This is a genomic window from Liquorilactobacillus capillatus DSM 19910, assembly GCF_001434915.1.
GTDB lineage: Bacteria > Bacillota > Bacilli > Lactobacillales > Lactobacillaceae > Liquorilactobacillus > Liquorilactobacillus capillatus.
The window spans coordinates 24,118-44,449 of sequence record NZ_AZEF01000008.1 but is presented as its reverse complement, the minus strand read 5'-3'; the positions used below and the strand labels follow the sequence as shown (position 1 = coordinate 44,449).

Sequence of the window (20,332 nt, the reverse complement as noted above, 5' to 3'; positions counted from 1 at the left end):
TTCATTTCGCGTTTACAGTCTAAATCATAGGCTGAACTATTTATAATTTATTAATTAAGTAATTCTTAATGTTCATTGTTGTTATTGTCTTTATTACCTTTATTGCCTTTATTACTTTTACTTTTTTTACCTAAATGAGTTGAAAGTCGACTTTCCTTTTTCATCATCTTACCAATCCACTTCAACAACGGTCGCCGTTGACTGCCGACCAAACCGATTGATTCAACAAATAGCTCCAGACCTAACAAAGTTGCAACTGTTAGTAAAATAGACCCTCCTACATTTGAGATAGGATATAGCAGTGAAATAAAGGAAAATATTAGGGCAATTCCATAAATAACAAGCACCGTTTGCGTATGTGATAAGCCCATCTCTAGTAATCGATGGTGCAAATGATGTTTATCCGCTTGTGAAATTGGTTTTTTATTTAAAATTCGCCGCAAAATCGCATAAACTGTATCAGTAATGGGGACTCCCAAAATAATAACTGGAATAACGATTGTAATAAATGTCGCATTCTTTAACCCGTAAAGCGAGAAAACTGAAATCATAAAACCAATAAACAAAGCGCCTGTATCCCCCAAATAAATTTTAGCAGGGTGAAAATTAAATGGTAAAAAGCCGATTAATGCTGCAACCAACGTAAACATCATAATAGAAACAAAAGTACTTGTGGTGTTTAAAAAGAAAAAGCCCGTTAAACCACTTGTAAACAGGGCAATAATTGAAACACCGGTCGCTAAACCATCTAGACCGTCTATTAAGTTAATTGCATTTGTAATAGCTAAAATCCATAGGACTGTGATTGGAAGACTCAGCCATCCTAAATCTAAAGTTCCCAAAAATGGAACAGTCAAGGTAGTCATTCTTACATGCGCAAAGAAGTAAACAACTAGAGCTGCTAAAGTAATTCCGATAACTTTTTGTTTTGGTTTCAATTCATAAATATCATCAATTATGCCGGTTGCAATAATCACACATTCAGCAATAAATAAAATCCATACTTGATTTGTCGGATATTGTTTCCTTAACAAGAAAAAATTAGCGGCGTTAAAAGCAATAAAAATTGCCAGACCGCCCATTGTAGGCATTGGAATTTTATTAACACGTCTTGTATTGGGATTATCTACGGCTCCCACTTTAAAGGCCAGTCTGCGTATTAACGGCGTTAATAATAATGATAGTAAAGCCGTTGCAAATAAAGATACCATAATCAAATACATATGCCGTCCTCTTTCTTTTATAATCATCCAAAAAAGAACTCATAATTAGTTTAAATAATTGCTCTTGGACTAGCTGAAGCCTATTATAGCATAGATCGTTGGGTATTTACGCAAACATTAACAAACTTAAGCCATTTATTCCGCAGATTTAACTTTTTAAGCGTTTATTCACATAAAAATAGGCCGCAGCAATCAGCTAATAATGACTGCTGCGGTCCTATTGAGTACTAGTTAACGAACCTACTTTTTCAAATGGTAGCTATAAGTTGCCACAATAATATTTTCACGTGAATTTAAAACTGCACGCAACCGAAGGCTCGTCTGATTATGCAAAATATTCTGCCATGGTTTACGGGGAACAAATTGCGGTACTAGAACTGTTGTCGTGTAATTTTTCTTAGCTGAGTTCTTAGCAATCACATCGCAAAAACGTAGAACTGGAGATGCTACTGAACGGTACGATGAATGTAAATCAACGAAACGAACATCAGGAAATGACTCTTTAAATTCATTTGCCGTTTCATGTTCTTTTTTAGGATTCGTATCAAATGAAACATGCATTGCAATAACATAATCACCAATCGACCGCGCATAATTGATAGCACCGGTGGTTACATGTGTTACAGAACTGACTAATACCACTACCGTTGAACCATTATATTCATGCAAATTAGCTTCTTGCCTTAGTCTTAGTTGCGTTGCTACAGTAATATAATGATCATGAATCTTATAAAATAAATAGATCAAAACCGGCATAATAATTAGGTATGGCCAAACATTTCCAAAATGCAACCAAAACAGAAAAACCACTAACGCTAATGAAATAAAGGCACCTAAGAAATTAAATAATAGATTTACGATCCAGTTCCGGCCTCTTTCTCTGATCCAATGAATAATCATTCCTGATTGTGATAATGTAAAGGGAACAAAAACACCGACTGCATACAGCGGAATTAAGAGGCTCGTTTGCCCCTTAAAAATCAAGATCAGTACAATTGCCCCCACTGCTAGTGAAATAATTCCATTTGAATAAGCTAAGCGATCTCCCTTATCCATATACATATGTGGCATAAATTTATCTTTAGCAAGATTGTAAGCCAAAATCGGGAAAGCCGAAAAACCAGTATTAGCTGCAACTGCTAAGATCATTGCCGTTGAAAGCTGCAATAAATAATAAAAGACACCATGTCCAAAAACAGCCATCCCTATTTGAGATAAAACTGTTTCCTTGGAATTGGGAATAATTCCCAGATAATAACTTAAAAAAGTCACGCCTGCAAAGAAAGCAGCCAAAACGATCGCCATAATTGCTAACGTATTCGCAGCATTCTTCCTCTTAGGCTTTCTAAAGTTGGGGACAGCGTTGCTGATAGCCTCAACCCCAGTCAATGATGATGACCCCGCTGAAAATGCTTTAAGAAACAGCACCAATGACATCCCAGGAACAAAACTCCCAACAGGAGCAGCTGCTTCATAATTAAGCTTTCCTGTAACGATATTAAATAATCCCCAACAAATCATTATAATCAGTAAAATAATAAAGAGATAGACTGGGGTCGTCAAAAACGAAGCCGATTCACGCATTCCTCTCAGGTTAAGTGTCATGATAAACAAAACAATGATAATTGAAATTGCGACACTGTGTTCACGCAACATCGGTATAGCAGAAGTAATCGCTTCTGTTCCAGAAGTTACAGAAACAGCAACTGTCAGCATATAATCTACTAATAAAGATCCCCCAGCAACTAAACCAATAGAGGTTCCCCAATTTCTTGTAGCAACCATGTATGCCCCGCCACCTGACGGATAAGCATGAATAATCTGTCGGTATGACATCGTGATTGCAAATAACAAAACAAGCACAATCCCAGCCGCAGGAATTGCATACCACGTGGCAGCCGCAGACAAAACAACTAGAACAGCTGTTATTTGCTCAGTACCATATGCAACTGATGATAACGCATCTGATGAAAGTAATGCTAATGCTTTAAACTTGGTTAATGATTGTCCACCTTCATCAGTTGTCTTCAACGGCTTACCTATTAGCAGCCGTTTTAAATAACGCCACATTTTCCTTACTCCTTTTATATCCTTACTAAAAAATTATTTTTAAAATCAAGTAAGTTTATTCTACACCCGTTTGATAATAAAAGATATGCTGGCTAAGTCTTCCTTCAAAATACTGAAAATGAATTCAAATATTAAAAAAGAAGCCTGCCTATTCAGTCTGTAAAACTGAGCACCACACCTCATCCAATCAATTTATCACATTTTACAGAGAGATGCACCATTTTTAAGTATAAAAACTTGAACTCAACTGTCTTCTTAAAAAAAGCCGGCTTTAACGATCCTTATAGAAAACATTTATCCCCTAATCTTTATTCAATGATAATTTAATAGCAGTTAGGGAAGTAATCCTCATCAAGTAAAAAAACTAGGCGGTACAGCGTCGATCAAATATCGACTCCGTACCGCCTAGAAAGCGGAGTTACCATTTAGTTGGAATAATAAAGAACTTTTTTATTTTCCCGTCTTTCTAAGAAAATTTAAACTTACATCATACCGCCCATACCGGCACCTGGTGCTGCTGGAGCAGCTGGAGCTGCAGATTCTGGTGCTGGCTTATCAGCAACAACAGCTTCTGTTGTTAATAATAAGGCTGATACACTAGCAGCATTTTGTAAAGCTGAACGTGTTACTTTTGTAGGATCAACGATCCCAGCTTCAACCATATCAACCCACTCATTTGTAGAAGCGTTATAACCCACGCCTTCTTTTTGGTCCTTTAATTTTTCAACGATTACTGAACCTTCAAGACCAGCATTTTCAGCAATTTGACGTACTGGTTCTTCTAAGGCACGACGAACAATGTTAACACCTGTTTGAACATCACCATCGGCTTTAATTTCAGCTACCTGATCAATAACATCGATTAAGGCTGTTCCACCACCAGGAACGAAACCTTCTTCAACGGCGGCACGTGTCGCATTTAAAGCATCTTCGATCCGATACTTACGTTCTTTAAGTTCCGTTTCAGTTGCAGCACCAACTTTAACCACTGCTACACCACCGGCAAGTTTAGCTAATCTTTCTTGTAACTTTTCACGATCAAAATCAGATGTTGTCTCGCTAATTTGCTTCTTAATTGTATCTACTCGTTCAGCGATCAAGGCCTTATCACCAGCACCTTCAACGATTGTTGTCTTATCCTTTGTAACTGTAACCTTACCAGCTGAACCTAATTGTTCAATCTTAGTATCTTTAAGTTGTAAGCCAAGATCATCAGTAATAACAGTTGCACCAGTGAGGGTTGCAATATCTTGCAGCATTTCCTTACGGCGGTCACCAAAACCTGGGGCTTTAACAGCTACAACATTAAATGTTCCCCGAATTTTATTTAAAACAAGTGTTGGCAGTGCTTCACCATCAATGTCATCAGCAATAACCAATAACGGACGACCTTGTTCAACAATCGACTGTAATAAGGTCAAGATTTCTTGGATACTTGAAATCTTCTTATCTGTAATTAATATATATGGATTATCAAGATCTGCTTCCATCTTATCATTGTCAGTTACCATATACTGTGATAGGTAGCCACGGTCAAACTGCATCCCTTCAACGACATCAAGTGAAGTATCAATTCCCTTGGATTCCTCAATAGTAATTACACCATCGTTACCAACCTTTTCCATCGCATCAGCAATCAACTTACCAACTTCTTCATTTGCAGATGAGATAGCAGCAACTTGAGCAATATCACTTTTTGACTCAACCTTGTGTGACATTGCGTGTAATGCCTCAACAGCCTTTTTGGTAGCAAGTTCAATCCCGGTACGGATCCCAACCGGATTGGCTCCTGCAGTAACGTTCTTCATACCTTCGTTGACGATTGCTTGTGCCAAGACTGTCGCTGTCGTTGTTCCATCACCAGCAATATCATTAGTTTTAGAAGCAACTTCTGAAACTAACTTTGCACCCATATTTTCAAAATGGTCTTCAAGCTCAATCGACTTAGCAATTGTAACACCATCATTTGTAATTGTTGGGGAACCATAAGATTGTTCAAGAACAACGTTTCTTCCTTTTGGTCCAATTGTTGATTTAACAGTATCTGCTAATTTATCAACCCCTGCAAGCATCTTTGCACGTGCATCCTCTGAAAATTTGATTTCTTTTGCCATTTAAAATTCACCCCATATTAAATACTTTTTCGAGTTATTCATAAACTTCGTTGAACTTTATTACTTTATTATTAATCTATGATAGCAACAATATCTTTTTCGTGAACAACCAAGTACGCTTTTTCCTCATACTTAACTTCTGTACCAGCATATTTATCAAATAAGACAGTATCTCCTGCTTTAACTGATAAAACTGATTTTTCACCACTATCAAGAACACGACCGTCACCAACTGCTACAATTTTACCTGTTTGCGGTTTTTCTTGCGCGTTACTTGCCAGGACAATTCCACCGACAGTTTGTTCTTCTTCTTTTTGAACTTCTAAAACTACTCGATCTCCTAAAGGCTTAAGCACTTTATATCCCTCCAATATTGTTATCCTTTAGCACTCATTGCTTGTGAGTGCTAACTACAGTTATTACTATAATCAATTTCAGAATTAATTGCAACCTTTTTATCACTCTTTATCTTTAAGTGCTAATTCACTTTGTTAAATGTGCTATACTATGTGCATTGAATTTCACCCTTACGATTGGAGCATATATATGAGTTTAAAAAATAATTCTTTAGCACTAACCTTAACTTATCTTCTAGTAATGCTGTTGCCCAACATTTTCTTAACTTTTTTTAAAGATAATAATATCTACTATGCACTTATTACTATATGTAGTCTCCTAGGGATGTTAGCCATGTTTTACTTTAATCATAAATATCCGTTCATTAATTCGTTGGCTCCCAAAAAGAGTTCTTATCTAAAAACCTTGCTCTGGGGTATTGGCGGAGCTGTAGCAGCATTAATCCTTCAACATCTAAGCTCTTTTATTGAAATTAATTTTCTTAATCAAGCAATCGAATCTCAAAATACTGCAGCAGCGTTAACTATTCTGAGCCAGTATCCTTACTATATTTTTTATATTGTTTTGGCTGCTCCCATCATGGAGGAATTTGTTTTTCGCAAGGTCTTATTCGGTAATCTGAGTGGTTTGCTAGGACAAGTTGGGGCAGCACTGCTCTCCAGCACTCTTTTTAGTATTGCACACCAAGATGCTCACTTCTTTACCTATGCTATCATTGGATTAACCTTTTGCTTTATTTATTCCAAAACAGGGAAACTTCATTCTTCTATGCTAGCTCATATTCTCATGAACACAATTATCGTTATTCTTAATTTAATTTAATAAAAATACCAAAAAAGCTGCCTTCATAAAGGGCAGCTTAGCATTAAGGTCAACAAAGTTAAATCCAAATCTAGTTTTCTTATTAATTTAAATGCAATCTATACGCCAATATTTTACGTCTAACTTTAAACTAATCAGGACAAACTATCTGCTATATTCATGCTCTCCAGTTAGCACTTAGTTTTACTGACTTACGTTGTATCTCACTTCAACCAAAAATAGTTCTCTTGATAAAACTTGTTGATAGCATACCTGCTATGTAAAAAAAGCTAGCCACGATCAGTTTCATCCTGTTTGCCAAACTTATCTAAGAAATAAATCAGTGTTTGCAATTCGTTAGTTAAGTCGACATTTTGAACCCGCACGTTTTCTGGTACTGTAATCCTTAAAGGTGTAAAGTTCAGAATTCCCTTAACTCCAGCTTCAACCACTTCGTTGGTTACTTCTTGTGCAACTTTTGCAGGAACAGTTAAAATAACAATTTCGATTTGTTGGACAGATAATTGCTCTTTCATATCATTCATATGATAGACTGGCACACTACTTTGGATCGTCCCGGTAATATCTTCCTTGACATCAAAAGCTGCACTGATGCGGACATTATTACTTTGATGAAAATTATAATTTAATAATGCATGACCTAAGTTACCTACACCGACAAGTGCAACATTTGTTAGTTTATCTTGGTTAAGTGTCTTCTTAAAAAAAGCAAGTAGACTTTCAACGTCATAACCATAGCCGCGTTTTCCTAGAGCACCAAAGTATGAAAAATCACGACGAATCGTTGCTGAATCAACTTTTACAGCGTCTGCTAGTTCTGTTGAAGAAATCCGTTGCTTACCGGCATCTGATAGGAAATGAAGATAGCGGTAATAAATCGGTAATCTTTTGGCAGTTGCATGCGGTATCTTTGATGTTGCCATAATAATTCCTCCTTTCCAAATTAAAGTCAAACTTGTTATCATTGTAACATAGACTCTGAGACCTGAGAACAAATATCATATCTCTTTCGCTAAACAGAGTCGTACACCACTTTTTCAACATAGTTATGCTACACTAAAAAAAGTGTGTATGCAATAAGTTACCTATTTTGTCTTTCAATTCTTAAAAAACTTATTATAACTACATGTTATTCAATTAGGAAGTGTAAATATGATTTTACTTGAAGTTCAACAAGCTGCCCGCTATTTTGGAGCAGATGTCCTTTTCAAAAAGGTAAATCTTACTATTCAGGAAAAAGCTCGTATCGCCCTCGTTGGACGTAACGGTGCAGGAAAGTCGACACTTATCAAAATGATCATTGATCAGCAAAAACTTGATGAAGGGACTATTGTAAAAAAGAAAAACCTTACAATCGGTTACCTTGCACAAGATACTGGTCTTGAATCAAATAATACGATCTATGCAGAAATGTTAACCGTTTTTGCAGAACTACAAAAAACTGAACGGCAGATACATCAGTTAGAACAAGCTATCGCAGAAGCTGCGGAAACTAAAAGTCAACAACAATACGCTAATTTGCTTGATCAGTATGATCAAATACAACATAATTTTAAAGAACAAAATGGTTACGGTTATGAATCCGAAATTCGCTCTGTTTTACATGGCTTTCATTTTTTTGAGAAAGATTATTCTAAAAAGATTGCTTCACTATCTGGTGGGCAAAAAACACGCTTAGCGTTAGCCAAACTACTTCTCGAAAAACGTGATCTTTTGATTCTTGATGAACCGACTAACCATCTAGATATTGAAACATTAAGTTGGCTTGAAGGATATCTGCAGTCGTACAGCGGCGCATTATTACTTGTATCGCATGATCGTTACTTTTTAGACAAAATCGCTACTACTGTTTATGAATTAACCCAGCATTCAATCCAGTCTTATCATGGGAACTATTCAGATTATATCCATGAAAAAAACGATCGTTTGCGACTCCAGTGGAAAAATTATGAAAAACAACAAGCTGAAATCAGTAAAATGGAAGATTTCGTTAATCGTAACTTAGCTCGAGCTTCTACAACTAAACGTGCTCAAAGTAAGCGCAAGCAACTTGAAAAAATTGAACGGCTTGGGCGACCCAAGGGAAAAGAACAAGGACCGCACTTTCAATTTAAAGTTAATCAAGAGAGCGGTAATATCGTTCTAGAAGTAAAAGATGCCGCCATTGGTTATGATAATACAATTATTTCTAACCCGATCAATCTTGATCTCCGCAAACACAATATTATGGCTATTGTTGGTCCAAATGGCATCGGCAAGTCAACCTTACTCAAAAGTATCTTGGGAAAGATCCCCTTTATTAAGGGTAGCAGTCGTTTAGGAACAAATGTTGATGTTGGCTATTACGACCAAGAGCTAAAAAACATTCACGCTACTAAAACGGTTCTAAACGAGATTTGGGATGATCACCCTCTTATGCCTGAAAAAGATATTCGGTCTATTTTAGGCAGCTTTCTTTTCTCTGGAGATGATGTTAAAAAAATGGTTCATAATCTTTCTGGTGGTGAAAAAGCTCGCTTATTACTGACTAAATTAGCTATGAATAAACATAACTTTCTTATTTTTGATGAACCTACCAACCATCTAGATATTGACAGTAAGGAAGTTCTAGAAGATGCTCTTCTTAACTTCAGTGGGACCGTCCTATTCGTCTCACATGATCGCTATTTTATCAACAAAATTACCACTAGTGTCTTAGAGCTCTCGCCTCATGGCAGCAAGTTATTTTTAGGTGACTATGACTATTACCTTGATAAAAAGGAAGAACAGGAGTTGATCGCCAATGAAGCTAAAAACACAGATGAAGTTGGGGTTAAACCAACTATTTCGCTTGCTAAAAGTAATTATAAAGATAGCAAGGCCGCTCAAAAACGCGTCCGCAAGTTAAAACGTGAGATTACTAAGGTGGAAAATGAAATTGAACAGTTGACCCACAAAAAAGTAACCCTTGAAACTGAGATGTCATTACCAGAAACCTTCTCCGATGCGACTAAAATGCAGCAATTACAGGTACAATTAAGTACTTGTACCACACAGCTTGAACAGTTTGAACAACTCTGGGAAGAAAAAAGTATGGAACTAGAAGAAAAACAATCCTAATAAATTCTGTACTTAATGGAATATGCATAAAACCCAGGTACATGACATAAGTTTAGCCCCCCAAAAAAGCGTACTAAGGCAAGAATTCATTTGCTTTAATACGCTTTTACTTTTATGTTATAAACCTCAGATCTACACCTAGATACATTTGGTGCATAATTATTTCTTCAACGGAAACTCTAAACTTGGTTCAGCATTCAAACTCATATCTGCTCTAATTCCCGCCTTCCACGCAATATAACCAGCTGCTCCGATCATTGCTGCATTGTCACCGCAAAGCTTGACCGGTGCCATTAATAGTGAGACATCTTCAAAGTCCTGAAGTTCACTCTTGATTCGTTCACGTAACCCACTATTAGCTGCCACACCTCCTGCTAAAATCAATTGCTTAACTGGATATTTTCGTAGTGCCTTAACCATCTTATGCGCCAAAACATCAACCACACTTTGCTGAAAACTCGCGGCTAAATCTGCATGATTCAACTCTTTTCCTAGTTGATCAGCATGATGAACAGTATTTATAAACGCACTTTTAAGACCACTAAAACTAAAATCAAAGTTATCCTCATCGATCATTGCACGTGGAAAATTAAAAGTATCTTGCCCTTGGTGTGCTAACCGATCAATTTCCTTTCCAGCCGGATAATTAATTCCCAGTATCCGTCCGACCTTATCATAAGCTTCGCCAGCAGCATCATCGCGTGTCTCACCGATTATCTCATAGCTATTCGGCTTGGCAAGATAGACTAATTCTGTATGCCCACCTGATACCAACAATGCTAGTGCTGGAAAAATAATTGGTTCTACAAACCGCGCAGCATAAATATGGCCGGCCATATGGTTAACTGGAACTAAAGGCAGGTTGTGCGCAAAAGCCACGGCTTTAGCTGCCGCAACCCCTACAAGTAATGCCCCCACAAGTCCAGGCCCATATGTAACTGCCACCGCATTTAAATCATCATAACTAACTTGAGCTTCATTCAAAGCATCTTCAAGACAGCCCACAACTTGTTCAATATGGTGGCGACTGGCAACTTCTGGTACAACCCCTCCAAAACGCTTATGGCTATTTATTTGAGTTGCAATAATATTAGCTAAAATTTTGTGCCCATTCTCAATAATAGCGACACTCGTCTCATCACAACTTGACTCAAAAGCTAAAACTAACTCTCTTTGCTTTTCCATGCTTAATCTTTTCCTTTTCTTGAAAATTCATATCTCATATCAACAGCATCTTCATGATTGGACACATAGTATTCTTTTTTCAAGCCATAGCTTGTAAAACCTAATGATTGATATAAAGTCTGGGCAGCTTTATTGCTTAACCGGACTTCCAAGCTAAGTGATTGGTAACCTTCGGCAGCTGCTGTATCCATGATGACCTGCATTAAGTATCGTCCAAGTCCTTTTCTTTGAAATACTGGTAACACAGCTACATTAGTAATATGAACATCTTTTTGTCGCTGGTCAAACATTGCTCCAATAAAAGCTACTAGTCGGTCGTCATAACGCATTATCAAATACAAGTTCTTATTTTCATTCTTTATTTCCCCTTCAAATACACTAAGGTTCCAAGAATTATCATCCGGGTAAACTTTCTTTTGTAAATTAAGTAGTTCTGGAATATCAGGGACTATCGCTCGGCTTACCAAAAAAGACTGCTTATTTATTAAAACATGTCGGTTTTTAAAGACAGGCTCAAATTTATGTGGTTCTTTAGCCCACAATGATTTTAATAAAATACTAAACTTTTTTAACATACGGTTCATGATTAGTCTCCTGATGATTTTTTAGCCACCGTGTTTCTGCCTGTGTCAAACGCAAATACCGCGGGACAAAGTGGTCGATATTCACGGGTTTCCTTTCTTCTCCCAACAAACCAAGTATATAAGCTTGCGGATATGCAAAGTTCTTTTGTGCAAATGAAATCTTCTCTGAACTGAACCTGTCTAACAGCTGTCCCTTAAACTGCAAGCAATCCTTTCCCATAAAAACAACTTGTGGATATGCTTGCAATAGTTCACAAAGCCCCGTAAGACTAATATGCTGATCATCAATTACTTGCTCAGGTTTACCTGCTTTAATATAATAAGCTCCCGCAAAAACATTCTCCCGCCGTGCATCAAATAACGGGACAACCAATTTATTTGTCTCTGGAAACCCACCTGCCAGTACTTCCAGACTTGAAACTCCAACCAGTTCTTTATTCAAAGTATAAGCGAGCATTTTAGCGGTAGTTACACCGATCCGCAAACCTGTATATGATCCTGGTCCTTGCGCAACAACCACTCGATCAAGTTCTTGCGGCTGCCAGTTTGCTCGTTCAAAAAGTTCTTCCACTAGCGGCATCAATGTTACGCTATGGTTTTTCTGAATGTTAGTTGTCATCGTAGCTAACAGCTGCTGGTCTTCAAGCAAGGCAATACTTAGCGGCTGATTTGAAGTATCAATTGCTAACACTTTCATTATATTTATCGCTCCACTTCTTTAATCGTAAATTCCAACAACAATACTATCACATTTGGCAAATATAATGCGAATGAATGCTAACATTCTAATGTTACTCCGGTTAAAAAATAAAAGGCATAAGTATGACATCTGTCTTACCTAGGCCCCATCTTCATTAAAACTAACATGCTTTTCAAAGGTATTCAAATCTACATCCTTACAACTATTGTTATTTGTACAACTGGAATCCCTTATTTCTTAATTATGTTTTACCCAGCTGCACTCGGCTGTACAACATAACCCTTTATCTGTCTTGATGCGGTGAACCGTTTTAACATCACCACTAATCTGAGCGTCACTCGCAACTACATCACCATAATGAACCTCTTGCTTGTATTTAATGTTCATTTTGGTCAACAAATGAGTTAATAAAAAATCGGCTGGCAGCACATCCATCATCCAATCAAAATAATGTGCGTTATTGACATGTTGGTTAGAATCAATATCCATAAAACGAACTTGATACTTTTTATTTCTTACTTGTGCAGTTGTAACTATCTTCCCCGGATCTGGTAAGCGTTCGATCTTTTTGGTGTAATCAGATGCATAAGGTTCAATTAATTCTGGTAAAACACGGGCTATTTTGCGTTTATTTTGATCCATTAAAACAAAAACGGTATGCATCTTAGCCAGTTCTTCTCCTGCTTCACTTTTAATCCAAAAATCACGGTAACAGAAATAGCGATTATAACTTGCTGCCTCCGTTGCAACCATCACTTTCTCATAAATTTGCGGCATTCTTTTAACCGTTATGATATGCTGCGTAACAACCCAGCCTAAACCTAGATCATTAACTTTTTTGACAGTTATCCCTAATTCATTGCTCTGGTCTTGCGATGCCAGCATCATAATATTTACTAGCATACCAACCGTTGTCTTGCGTGTGCAGTCTGTCTCATAAAAGCGGACCTTATGCTCTTCGCTATATCTTTTTCCTGACATCTAGCCATCCCCCGGTTATTGACTATTTCGAATCTATATGATGGTAAGCATTATAAACAAGTTGCTTTTTCAGTTTATTTTCCTTAGCCACTAATTTGATTGCATCGTTTACACGCATAGTCTCATTTGAAAGTAATTGGTTAACTTGTTCTTCAAGAGGTAAGTTCGATTTCTGCTCTTTAGACTCATCTTCTAAAGTTGTATTTCCCTCAACAATTAAGCAAAACTCCCCCCGAACCTCTTCTGTCTTAGCCCATTCTAATGCCTCTGCCAAGTCACCGCGTAAAAACTCTTCATACCTTTTAGTAAGTTCTCGGCACAAAACAATTTTTCGCTTTTCCCCAAAGACTTTAGTTATTGCTTGCAGCGTTTTCTTTAAACGATGCGGTGCTTCGTAAAAAATCATTGTTTCGACATGTTTCTTTAATTTTTCAAGTTCTGCTTCTCTTAATGACTGTTTACGTTCAAGAAAACCGTAAAAAGTGAACGGCTGTGGTACTAATCCTGCCGCGATCAAAGCTGTAAGACCCGCATTAGCACCCGGCAAAGGAACAACCGCAATATCTTGCGCAATACAAGCTACTACTAATTCATGGCCTGGATCACTAATCGAGGGCATCCCAGCATCACTCACCTGGGCTATGGAGTGACCATTGTTGAGTTTATTGATAAGTATCGGAATTCTTTCTTTTGTATTATGTTCATGAAAACTAATCTGTGGTGTCTTTATCTCAAAATGGTTCAGTAATTTTTGTGTATTACGTGTATCTTCTGCGGCAATTAAATCAACTGTTTTAAGAATTTCAAGCGCACGCAACGTTATGTCAGCGAGATTGCCGATTGGTGTCGGAACTAGGTAGAGTGAACCTTTAGTTCCCGAATGATGAAAACTGCTCATAGCTTTGATAGTCATTATCGTCTCTCCCCGTAGATAACATCTTGACAGAAAACACATGGTTCATCATTAATCCGTCTTGTTCCGTACATATTATCAACATTACATACATGGAAACCTTCTTCATAGAGCATCTCTAAATTCTTTCTTGACTTAGATAGACCCTGTCCATCACTTTGCTTTTGTGTCTCTAATTCCTCAAGGTGTTCACGTAAATGCTGATTCTCAATTTCAAGTTCTGCATTTTTTTCAATGACACGCATCATTTCTGTTTTCACTTTTTCAATCTTATCAAGTATTTTCTTAGTTTCTGTTCCCATGTCTGCAAAACTATCGTATAACTCGCGTTTATTCAAAAAATCACCTTCGTTTATTCATGATAACACTGACATAATTCTAGAGTCAGTGCCTCGAGAACATTTTGAAATGATACATTTACCGCTAGCCTTTTCCTTATCCCCAACACCAGCTCAGCTGCTTTAAGAATTTCCTGGGTCGAGAATAGTTGCAGTGCTTTCGTAAAATCCTGATTAAAAGCTGCAAATGAAATCTTACGCTGTGAGTAACGCAGCAACAACAAATCCTTAGTCAGAAGAACTAGCAGATCTAACAATAACTGTTCATCTTTTTTACTTGAAAGCAGTGTTAGAAGTTTCGCCTGAACATCTGCAAAGCAACGCCAATCATTATGCATAATCTGGAGGTACCACTGACAAATATTCTTACAAAGCTGTTCAAAATTAGTATCTTGGGCTAAAGACTCTGCTAAGGCTGTACTATCCGTTATTCTTCCTAAAATTAAAGCCTTCTCTTTGGAGAGTCCTTTTTCTTCAAGCCGTGTAACCATTTGAGTGCTCGTCAAGGCAGGAAGGTCAATTAATTGACATCTTGAAATAATCGTTGGAAGTAATCGATTAACGGCTGTTGTTAAAAGTATCGCTGTTACTTGACCACTAGGCTCTTCTAAAAATTTCAGTAAACTATTGGCAGCCCCTGTTGTCATTTTCTCTGCATCCTGAATGATAAAGAATTTACGATTACTCTCAACTCCGCTTTTACTGAACTCTTCTTTTAAAAAACGAATTTGACTAACCTTAATCGAAAGACCTTCTGGAGCTATAAAAACAACATCCGGCTGGTTTCCATCCGCAATTCTTTTACATTCAGAACACTCAAGGCAGGGAACGCCCGCTTGCTGCTTAGGACAATATATTCCCTGCGCGATCCAGATAGCCAGTTCCTTTTTGCCAACTCCTTGTGGTCCTGCAAAAATATAGGCATGTGCCAGACGCTTACTTGTAATTAAGTCAGCAAAGTGCTGCGTTAATTTAGGTTGTAATGTAACTGCTGTTCCTTGCTTCATTCTAAACCATCCTAAAATTGTAGAAAAGAGTCGATCGGTAATACAAAAACCGTCGCTCCACCAACTTGAACTTCAACAGGGTAAGATGCTGTAGAATCCATCGTCGCATCTAAGTTAACTGGTGGGGTCATAAATTGCTGTCTTGTGCGTGAAGCGTGTTTTATTGCTTCTAAGACTTCGTCCACACGTTCATCCTCGATCCCGATCATATAAGTTGTGTTACCTGATTTTAAAAAACCGCCTGTTGTCGAAAGCTTCGTTGCACGAATATTAGCTTCAATAAATAAATTACTAAGCCGATTACTATCCTTATCCTGAATAATCGCAATAATCATTTTCATTTTTATTCCTCCATTTAGAAACCATCTTTAGTAAAGAAAGCCGGTAGTTTATTGCCTAACTGAGTAAGAGCTTCTCGAACTACATTCTCTAGAGGTTGATTGGCATTAATCGTTATAATTCGTTCTTTTTCTCGCTGAGCTAACTTGATATATGCTTGATGAACACTCTCGTGAAAAGCTAATGGTTCTGTATCTAAACGGTCTACCTCATCGTTGGTACGGTACTTTTTTATCCGTTGCAAACCTACTGCAGGAGCAACATCAAAGTACAACGTCAGATCTGGAATCAATCCTCCCGTTGCGAAAACATTCATTTGTGCAACGGCATCTTCTCCTATATGACGTCCTACACCTTGATAAACGATTGAACTATCGACGTAACGGTCACTTAACACTAATTTACCTGCTTTTAGAGCTGGAAAAACAGTCTCAACTAGGTGCTGGCGTCTTGCAGCTGCGTACAACAAAGCCTCAGTACGTGCATCCATCTCCGTTAGTTCTTTGTCTAAGATGATTTTTCGAATTGCTTCAGCAATTCGATTACCGCCCGGTTCACGTGTCTCTAAATAATCTGCTTGCGTCTGTTCAAGATAAGCGGTAATTGCTTTCAATACACTTGTCTTCCCAGATCCATCTGGCCCCTCGAATGTCACAAACTTTCCTCTCACGTTAGATAACCTCACTAGTCTTATTATAGTATATTTTACTTTATTAACGCCAGTCGCTAGGTCAAAAGTTCTTTTTTGACCCCGAGTTTCTTGCTGATTCCGTATATCACATGTACTTTATCCATTACAAAAATACAAGGCCGATCAGCAAAACATCCGTTTCGCAACCAGCCTTGCATTTCTTAATATATCATAGTGGTAATAAAAAATTACTGATTCGTCATACAATCAATGCTCAATGATCGATGCTTGGATGTGTCCCTTAACTTTTCTTCTACGAGCTTCCAAATAAAGGAACGCATACTTGGCGCCTGCTAGTTCAGTTTGAGCAACTAGTTCATCGTCAACTTCCCGCACAGCTTGCTGGGTCTGTTTAGCACTCTCCCAATCAGCTGCCGCACTATCAATCGTTTCTAACAAAAAGCTATCGTAAATTGTCCTAAGTTTCTCTTTATTTCGACCAAACAATTTTGTCAGCGCCTCCTCAAGTTTAAATCTCCTGACGGCCTTCGATCGCTTTGTAGAGCGTCATCTCATCAGCATATTCAATATCGCTGCCTACAGCTAACCCGTGTGCTAAGCGTGTTACCTTGATGTTAGCTGGTTTAATTAACCGTGAAATATACATTGCCGTTGCCTCACCTTCAGGCGTGGCGTTTGTAGCAATAATAACCTCTGTTAAATCAGGGTTTTTTTGCAGTCGTTTCACTAAACTGGCAATATTAATATCCTCTGGTCCACGTCCTTCCATCGGTGACAAGACACCATGTAAAACGTGGTACAACCCATGATATTCACGCATTTTCTCTAATGACATTACATCTTTAGATTGTTCTACAACTATTACCTTAGTACGATCGCGACCTTTATCAGCACAGATAACACAAGGATCACTTTCAGTAATATTACCGCAAATACTACAGTAATGAAGGTTTTTCTTAGCTGCCACAAGTGCCTGAGAAAATTCATTAACATCATCAGTGTCCATACTGATCGTATAGAAAGCTAAGCGCACAGCCGTCTTTTCACCAATTCCAGGTAATTTCATATAACCATCAATCAGTTTTGCAATTGGTTCTGGATACTGCATCTTTAAGGTTCCTCTCTCACTTAAGTTCTAATTAAAACCCTGGTACATTACGGGTATATTTTCCCATCGTTTTTTGTGTCTCTTCTTCAACTTTTTGCATTGCATCGTTGACAGCCATAATAACAAGATCCTGTAGCATATCTACATCATCTGGATCAATCGCCTCAGGACTGATAACAATATCCTTCATCTCACGCTTACCTGTGAACTTTACAACTACAGCATCATCTGCTGACTTCCCCGTAAAAATTGTTTGATCAAGTTTTTCTTGATCAACTTTCATATTTTTCTGCATCTTCTGCATTTGTTTCATCATGCCTTGCATATTTCCCATTCCACGCATCATAATAACAACATCCCTTCATTTAATCTTCTTTTACTTCAACAATTTCTTCACCAAATATTTTTTTGGCCTGGTCTACTACCTCATCCTTAGGTGGTTCAACTGCCTCAGCTTTTGCAGCATTATTATTATTTTCCAGTTCTTCTTTGTGTTCTACTAAATATTTCTGCCTTAGTTTAGGCCACTGCGTCTGCGTGATAAAGACTAATGTCATTTTATCACCTACTAAGCGTTCTAAGCCACTAGTTAGTGCCTGTAATAACTCCTCATCCGCCATTGCTTTTTCGCACAAAAAATCATACTTAAAACTTACAATAACTCCGCTGTTGCTAGCTGCAACTGGTTGTGTGATATTCATAATCGCACGCTGCGTTACAGAAAGCATCGCCATTAAGTCTCCCCAAATACCCTTTAATTGTACCAAACTATCACGTGTTGCATTAGCCAAAATGGGATAAACTTTTTCTAGTTCAACCTTAGGGCTCTTATAACCTGATCCCTTCTTAGCTACAGCCTTCGTACCAGACGAGGTTGCTCGTGCCATGTTAGTGTTAGACACCATCGAACCCTGTTTCTTTAATTCTCTAACTTGCTGCGTCAAACCCTGAAGTTGCTCTTGTAGCTTGGCAACAGTTGTTGCAGCTACTGATTCATCCGCATCATTTACTTTAAGCTGTGCTAATTTAACCGTCAAGACCTCAAGGTAGACATCAGTATGCGTTGAAAAGCGCATACTTTGCTGCTGCTCATTTAAGATATCGATTGCCCTGTACAGTAATTGAGCATCCGACTCTGCTGCCATCTTTTTAAAATCTGCGCTTTCACTTACATCTTCATCTGATTGTAAGATCTCAGGTGCTGTTTTAAAAAGCAACAGAGTCCGATAATAATCAATAATGTCCTCGATAAAACGATTGGCATTCTTACCTTCATCTAATATCAATTGCAACTCTTGCAAAGCTTGTGCAGTCTGATGCGCAAAAATCTCTTGTAAATACTTTTGTAATTTTTCATGAGTAACACTACCAGTTACCAATAATGCATTTTGCAGCGTCACTTTGTGTCCACCAAAAGAGATAACTTGATCTAAGATACTTAAGGCATCCCGCATTCCGCCAGCTGCGGCTTTGGCAATTACCTTCAATGCTTCTTTTTCATATGTTAACTTATCTTGTTCTAAAATATAAGCCATCCGTGTATAGATATCTTGTATATCTATTCTCCGAAAATCAAAACGCTGTGTCCGTGAAATAATAGTTGCAGGTATCTTGTGCGGTTCTGTTGTTGCTAAGATAAAAACAACGTTTGCTGGTGGCTCTTCAAGTGTTTTTAACAATGCATTAAAAGCTCCCGCTGAGAGCATATGCACTTCATCAATAATATAAACCTTATAATCAGCCTGTGTTGGTGCATATTTTACTTTATCCCGAATATCCCGAACCTCGTCAACACTATTATTTGAAGCGGCATCAATCTCAATAACATCGTTTAGGCGTCCTTCAGTTATCGCACGGCAAATATCACACTCGTTACATGGTTCACCATTTTTTTGGTGATGACAATTAAGTGCCTTAGCAAATATTTTTGCCGCAGAAGTCTTTCCAGTTCCGCGCGGTCCGGTAAAGAGATAGGCGTGACTGGTCTGACCAGTAGAAATTGCATTTTTTAATGTTTGTGTAATCATCTTCTGACCAATAAGATCCTCGAATCTTTGTGGTCTCCAAACACGATATAATGCTTGATACCCCATTCTTTACTCCTCTTTTCGTAAAAATTTGCTTGATACTATTAAATAGTTGGCATTAATTAAAAAAAATCTCCCGATCGTAATTGATCGAGAGCTTCGCTATCATATTAACTTAAGACACATGCTGAACCAAGCTTAGTGCTGCTTCCTTCCGGATCTGACACGATTCACAAGGACAACATTGTCTCAAGGCCTTTCGGCAGTTACTATGATACACGTTTTTCTCTTAAATTACCAGTTTTACTTTATCTTTTTTTGCTGCTTTCTTCGCTTTCGTATTTGTTTAAAGAAATTCTTTAACAGTCGGGCACATTGCTCCTTTAATAACCCTTGTTCTACTTTGACCTGATGGTTAAAGCGTTTATCTGTCAGTAGATTCATCAATGTCCCGACCGTTCCAGCCTTGGGGTCTGGAGCTCCATAGTATACTTCTTTAACTCTTGCATTAATAATCGCACCACTACACATCGGACAAGGTTCTAACGTTACGAATAACTGTGCTTCTGGTAGACGCCAACTACCAACAGCATCGTTTGCTTCCTGAATTGCTAACAGTTCAGCATGCATTGTTGCATTCTGGCTGTGTTCACGCAGATTATGCCCACGACTGATTATTTTTCCCTTCCAGACAATTACACAGCCAATGGGAACTTCACCGATTCTTTCTGCCTGAATCGCTTCATAAATAGCCTCTTTCATGAAATATTTTTTTTCATTTTCACTTAAAGCCACTATTCCTATCAGCCCTTC

The 20,332-nt window shown here is 37.9% G+C and carries 21 protein-coding genes and 1 other RNA gene; 2 read left to right on the top strand and 20 right to left on the bottom strand.

Going from position 1 to position 20,332, the window contains the following annotated elements:
* Positions 1-65 precede the first annotated feature (65 nt).
* From FC81_RS01925 to groES, 4 genes are all read right to left on the bottom strand, one after another.
* The gene (locus tag FC81_RS01925) at positions 66-1,223 is read right to left on the bottom strand and encodes a glycosyltransferase family 4 protein (protein ID WP_057742544.1); all 1,158 of its coding nucleotides are present in this window, start codon (positions 1,221-1,223) and stop codon (positions 66-68) included.
* Positions 1,224-1,463: 240 nt separating this feature from the next.
* A complete protein-coding gene (locus tag FC81_RS01920; RefSeq protein ID WP_057742542.1) occupies positions 1,464-3,293 on the bottom strand; it encodes an APC family permease in 1,830 nt (609 codons plus the stop codon).
* Positions 3,294-3,775: 482 nt separating this feature from the next.
* Positions 3,776-5,407: a chaperonin GroEL gene (gene groL, locus FC81_RS01915; RefSeq protein ID WP_057742540.1), complete on the bottom strand. Its 1,632-nt coding sequence runs from the start codon at positions 5,405-5,407 to the stop codon at positions 3,776-3,778.
* 71 nt (positions 5,408-5,478) lie between these two features.
* Positions 5,479-5,763: a co-chaperone GroES gene (gene groES / locus FC81_RS01910; protein WP_057742538.1), complete on the bottom strand. Its 285-nt coding sequence runs from the start codon at positions 5,761-5,763 to the stop codon at positions 5,479-5,481.
* A gap of 190 nt (positions 5,764-5,953) precedes the next feature.
* On the opposite strand from groES, the gene FC81_RS01905 reads away from it, so the two are divergent.
* On the top strand, positions 5,954-6,586 hold the full coding sequence (locus FC81_RS01905) for a CPBP family intramembrane glutamic endopeptidase (protein ID WP_057742536.1): 633 nt from the start codon (positions 5,954-5,956) through the stop codon (positions 6,584-6,586).
* A gap of 269 nt (positions 6,587-6,855) precedes the next feature.
* Here the strand turns inward: FC81_RS01905 and FC81_RS01900 are convergent, their stop codons facing one another.
* Positions 6,856-7,509 carry a redox-sensing transcriptional repressor Rex gene (locus FC81_RS01900; RefSeq protein WP_057742535.1) on the bottom strand — a complete coding sequence of 218 codons (654 nt, stop codon included), beginning with the start codon at positions 7,507-7,509 and terminating at the stop codon, positions 6,856-6,858.
* Positions 7,510-7,738: 229 nt separating this feature from the next.
* Here FC81_RS01900 and FC81_RS01895 point away from each other — a divergent pair, with 229 nt between their 5' ends.
* A complete protein-coding gene (locus FC81_RS01895) occupies positions 7,739-9,685 on the top strand; it encodes an ABC-F family ATP-binding cassette domain-containing protein (RefSeq protein ID WP_057742533.1) in 1,947 nt (648 codons plus the stop codon).
* Positions 9,686-9,844: 159 nt separating this feature from the next.
* On the opposite strand, the gene tsaD is transcribed toward FC81_RS01895, so the two are convergent.
* The 15 genes from tsaD to tadA form a co-directional block, all read right to left on the bottom strand.
* On the bottom strand, positions 9,845-10,870 hold the full coding sequence (gene tsaD, locus FC81_RS01890) for a tRNA (adenosine(37)-N6)-threonylcarbamoyltransferase complex transferase subunit TsaD (RefSeq protein WP_057742532.1): 1,026 nt from the start codon (positions 10,868-10,870) through the stop codon (positions 9,845-9,847).
* Between the two features lie 2 nt (positions 10,871-10,872).
* Positions 10,873-11,454: a ribosomal protein S18-alanine N-acetyltransferase gene (rimI, locus tag FC81_RS01885; RefSeq protein WP_057742530.1), complete on the bottom strand. Its 582-nt coding sequence runs from the start codon at positions 11,452-11,454 to the stop codon at positions 10,873-10,875.
* Entirely contained in the window at positions 11,429-12,151 is a 723-nt protein-coding gene (tsaB, locus tag FC81_RS01880; RefSeq protein ID WP_057742529.1) for a tRNA (adenosine(37)-N6)-threonylcarbamoyltransferase complex dimerization subunit type 1 TsaB, read from the bottom strand. Before tsaB ends, rimI begins: the two co-directional genes overlap by 26 nt.
* 240 nt (positions 12,152-12,391) lie before the next feature.
* Positions 12,392-13,135, bottom strand: a complete 744-nt coding sequence (locus FC81_RS01875) for an acyl-[acyl-carrier-protein] thioesterase (RefSeq protein ID WP_057742527.1) — start codon at positions 13,133-13,135, stop codon at positions 12,392-12,394.
* Positions 13,136-13,157: 22 nt separating this feature from the next.
* On the bottom strand, positions 13,158-14,048 hold the full coding sequence (gene rsmI / locus FC81_RS01870) for a 16S rRNA (cytidine(1402)-2'-O)-methyltransferase (protein ID WP_057742526.1): 891 nt from the start codon (positions 14,046-14,048) through the stop codon (positions 13,158-13,160).
* The gene (locus FC81_RS01865; RefSeq protein WP_057742524.1) at positions 14,048-14,386 is read right to left on the bottom strand and encodes a DNA replication initiation control protein YabA; all 339 of its coding nucleotides are present in this window, start codon (positions 14,384-14,386) and stop codon (positions 14,048-14,050) included. The genes rsmI and FC81_RS01865 overlap by 1 nt, the downstream gene beginning before the upstream one ends.
* 14 nt (positions 14,387-14,400) lie before the next feature.
* Positions 14,401-15,393, bottom strand: a complete 993-nt coding sequence (gene holB / locus FC81_RS01860) for a DNA polymerase III subunit delta' (protein WP_057742523.1) — start codon at positions 15,391-15,393, stop codon at positions 14,401-14,403.
* Positions 15,394-15,404: 11 nt separating this feature from the next.
* Complete coding sequence (locus tag FC81_RS01855; protein WP_057742521.1) at positions 15,405-15,734, bottom strand: cyclic-di-AMP receptor; 330 nt, start codon at positions 15,732-15,734, stop codon at positions 15,405-15,407.
* Between the two features lie 14 nt (positions 15,735-15,748).
* On the bottom strand, positions 15,749-16,402 hold the full coding sequence (tmk, locus tag FC81_RS01850) for a dTMP kinase (protein ID WP_057742520.1): 654 nt from the start codon (positions 16,400-16,402) through the stop codon (positions 15,749-15,751).
* A gap of 228 nt (positions 16,403-16,630) precedes the next feature.
* On the bottom strand, positions 16,631-16,870 hold the full coding sequence (locus FC81_RS01845) for a YaaL family protein (protein ID WP_057742518.1): 240 nt from the start codon (positions 16,868-16,870) through the stop codon (positions 16,631-16,633).
* Between the two features lie 22 nt (positions 16,871-16,892).
* Entirely contained in the window at positions 16,893-17,492 is a 600-nt protein-coding gene (recR, locus tag FC81_RS01840; RefSeq protein ID WP_057742516.1) for a recombination mediator RecR, read from the bottom strand.
* A gap of 31 nt (positions 17,493-17,523) precedes the next feature.
* Positions 17,524-17,838, bottom strand: coding sequence for a YbaB/EbfC family nucleoid-associated protein (locus tag FC81_RS01835; RefSeq protein WP_057742514.1), 315 nt, complete (start codon positions 17,836-17,838; stop codon positions 17,524-17,526).
* A gap of 19 nt (positions 17,839-17,857) precedes the next feature.
* The gene (dnaX, locus tag FC81_RS01830) at positions 17,858-19,585 is read right to left on the bottom strand and encodes a DNA polymerase III subunit gamma/tau (RefSeq protein ID WP_057742512.1); all 1,728 of its coding nucleotides are present in this window, start codon (positions 19,583-19,585) and stop codon (positions 17,858-17,860) included.
* Positions 19,586-19,688: 103 nt separating this feature from the next.
* An RNA gene (ffs, locus tag FC81_RS10715) (signal recognition particle sRNA small type) lies at positions 19,689-19,775 on the bottom strand.
* A gap of 47 nt (positions 19,776-19,822) precedes the next feature.
* Entirely contained in the window at positions 19,823-20,314 is a 492-nt protein-coding gene (gene tadA, locus FC81_RS01825; protein ID WP_057742510.1) for a tRNA adenosine(34) deaminase TadA, read from the bottom strand.
* Between the last annotated feature and the right edge of the window lie 18 nt (positions 20,315-20,332).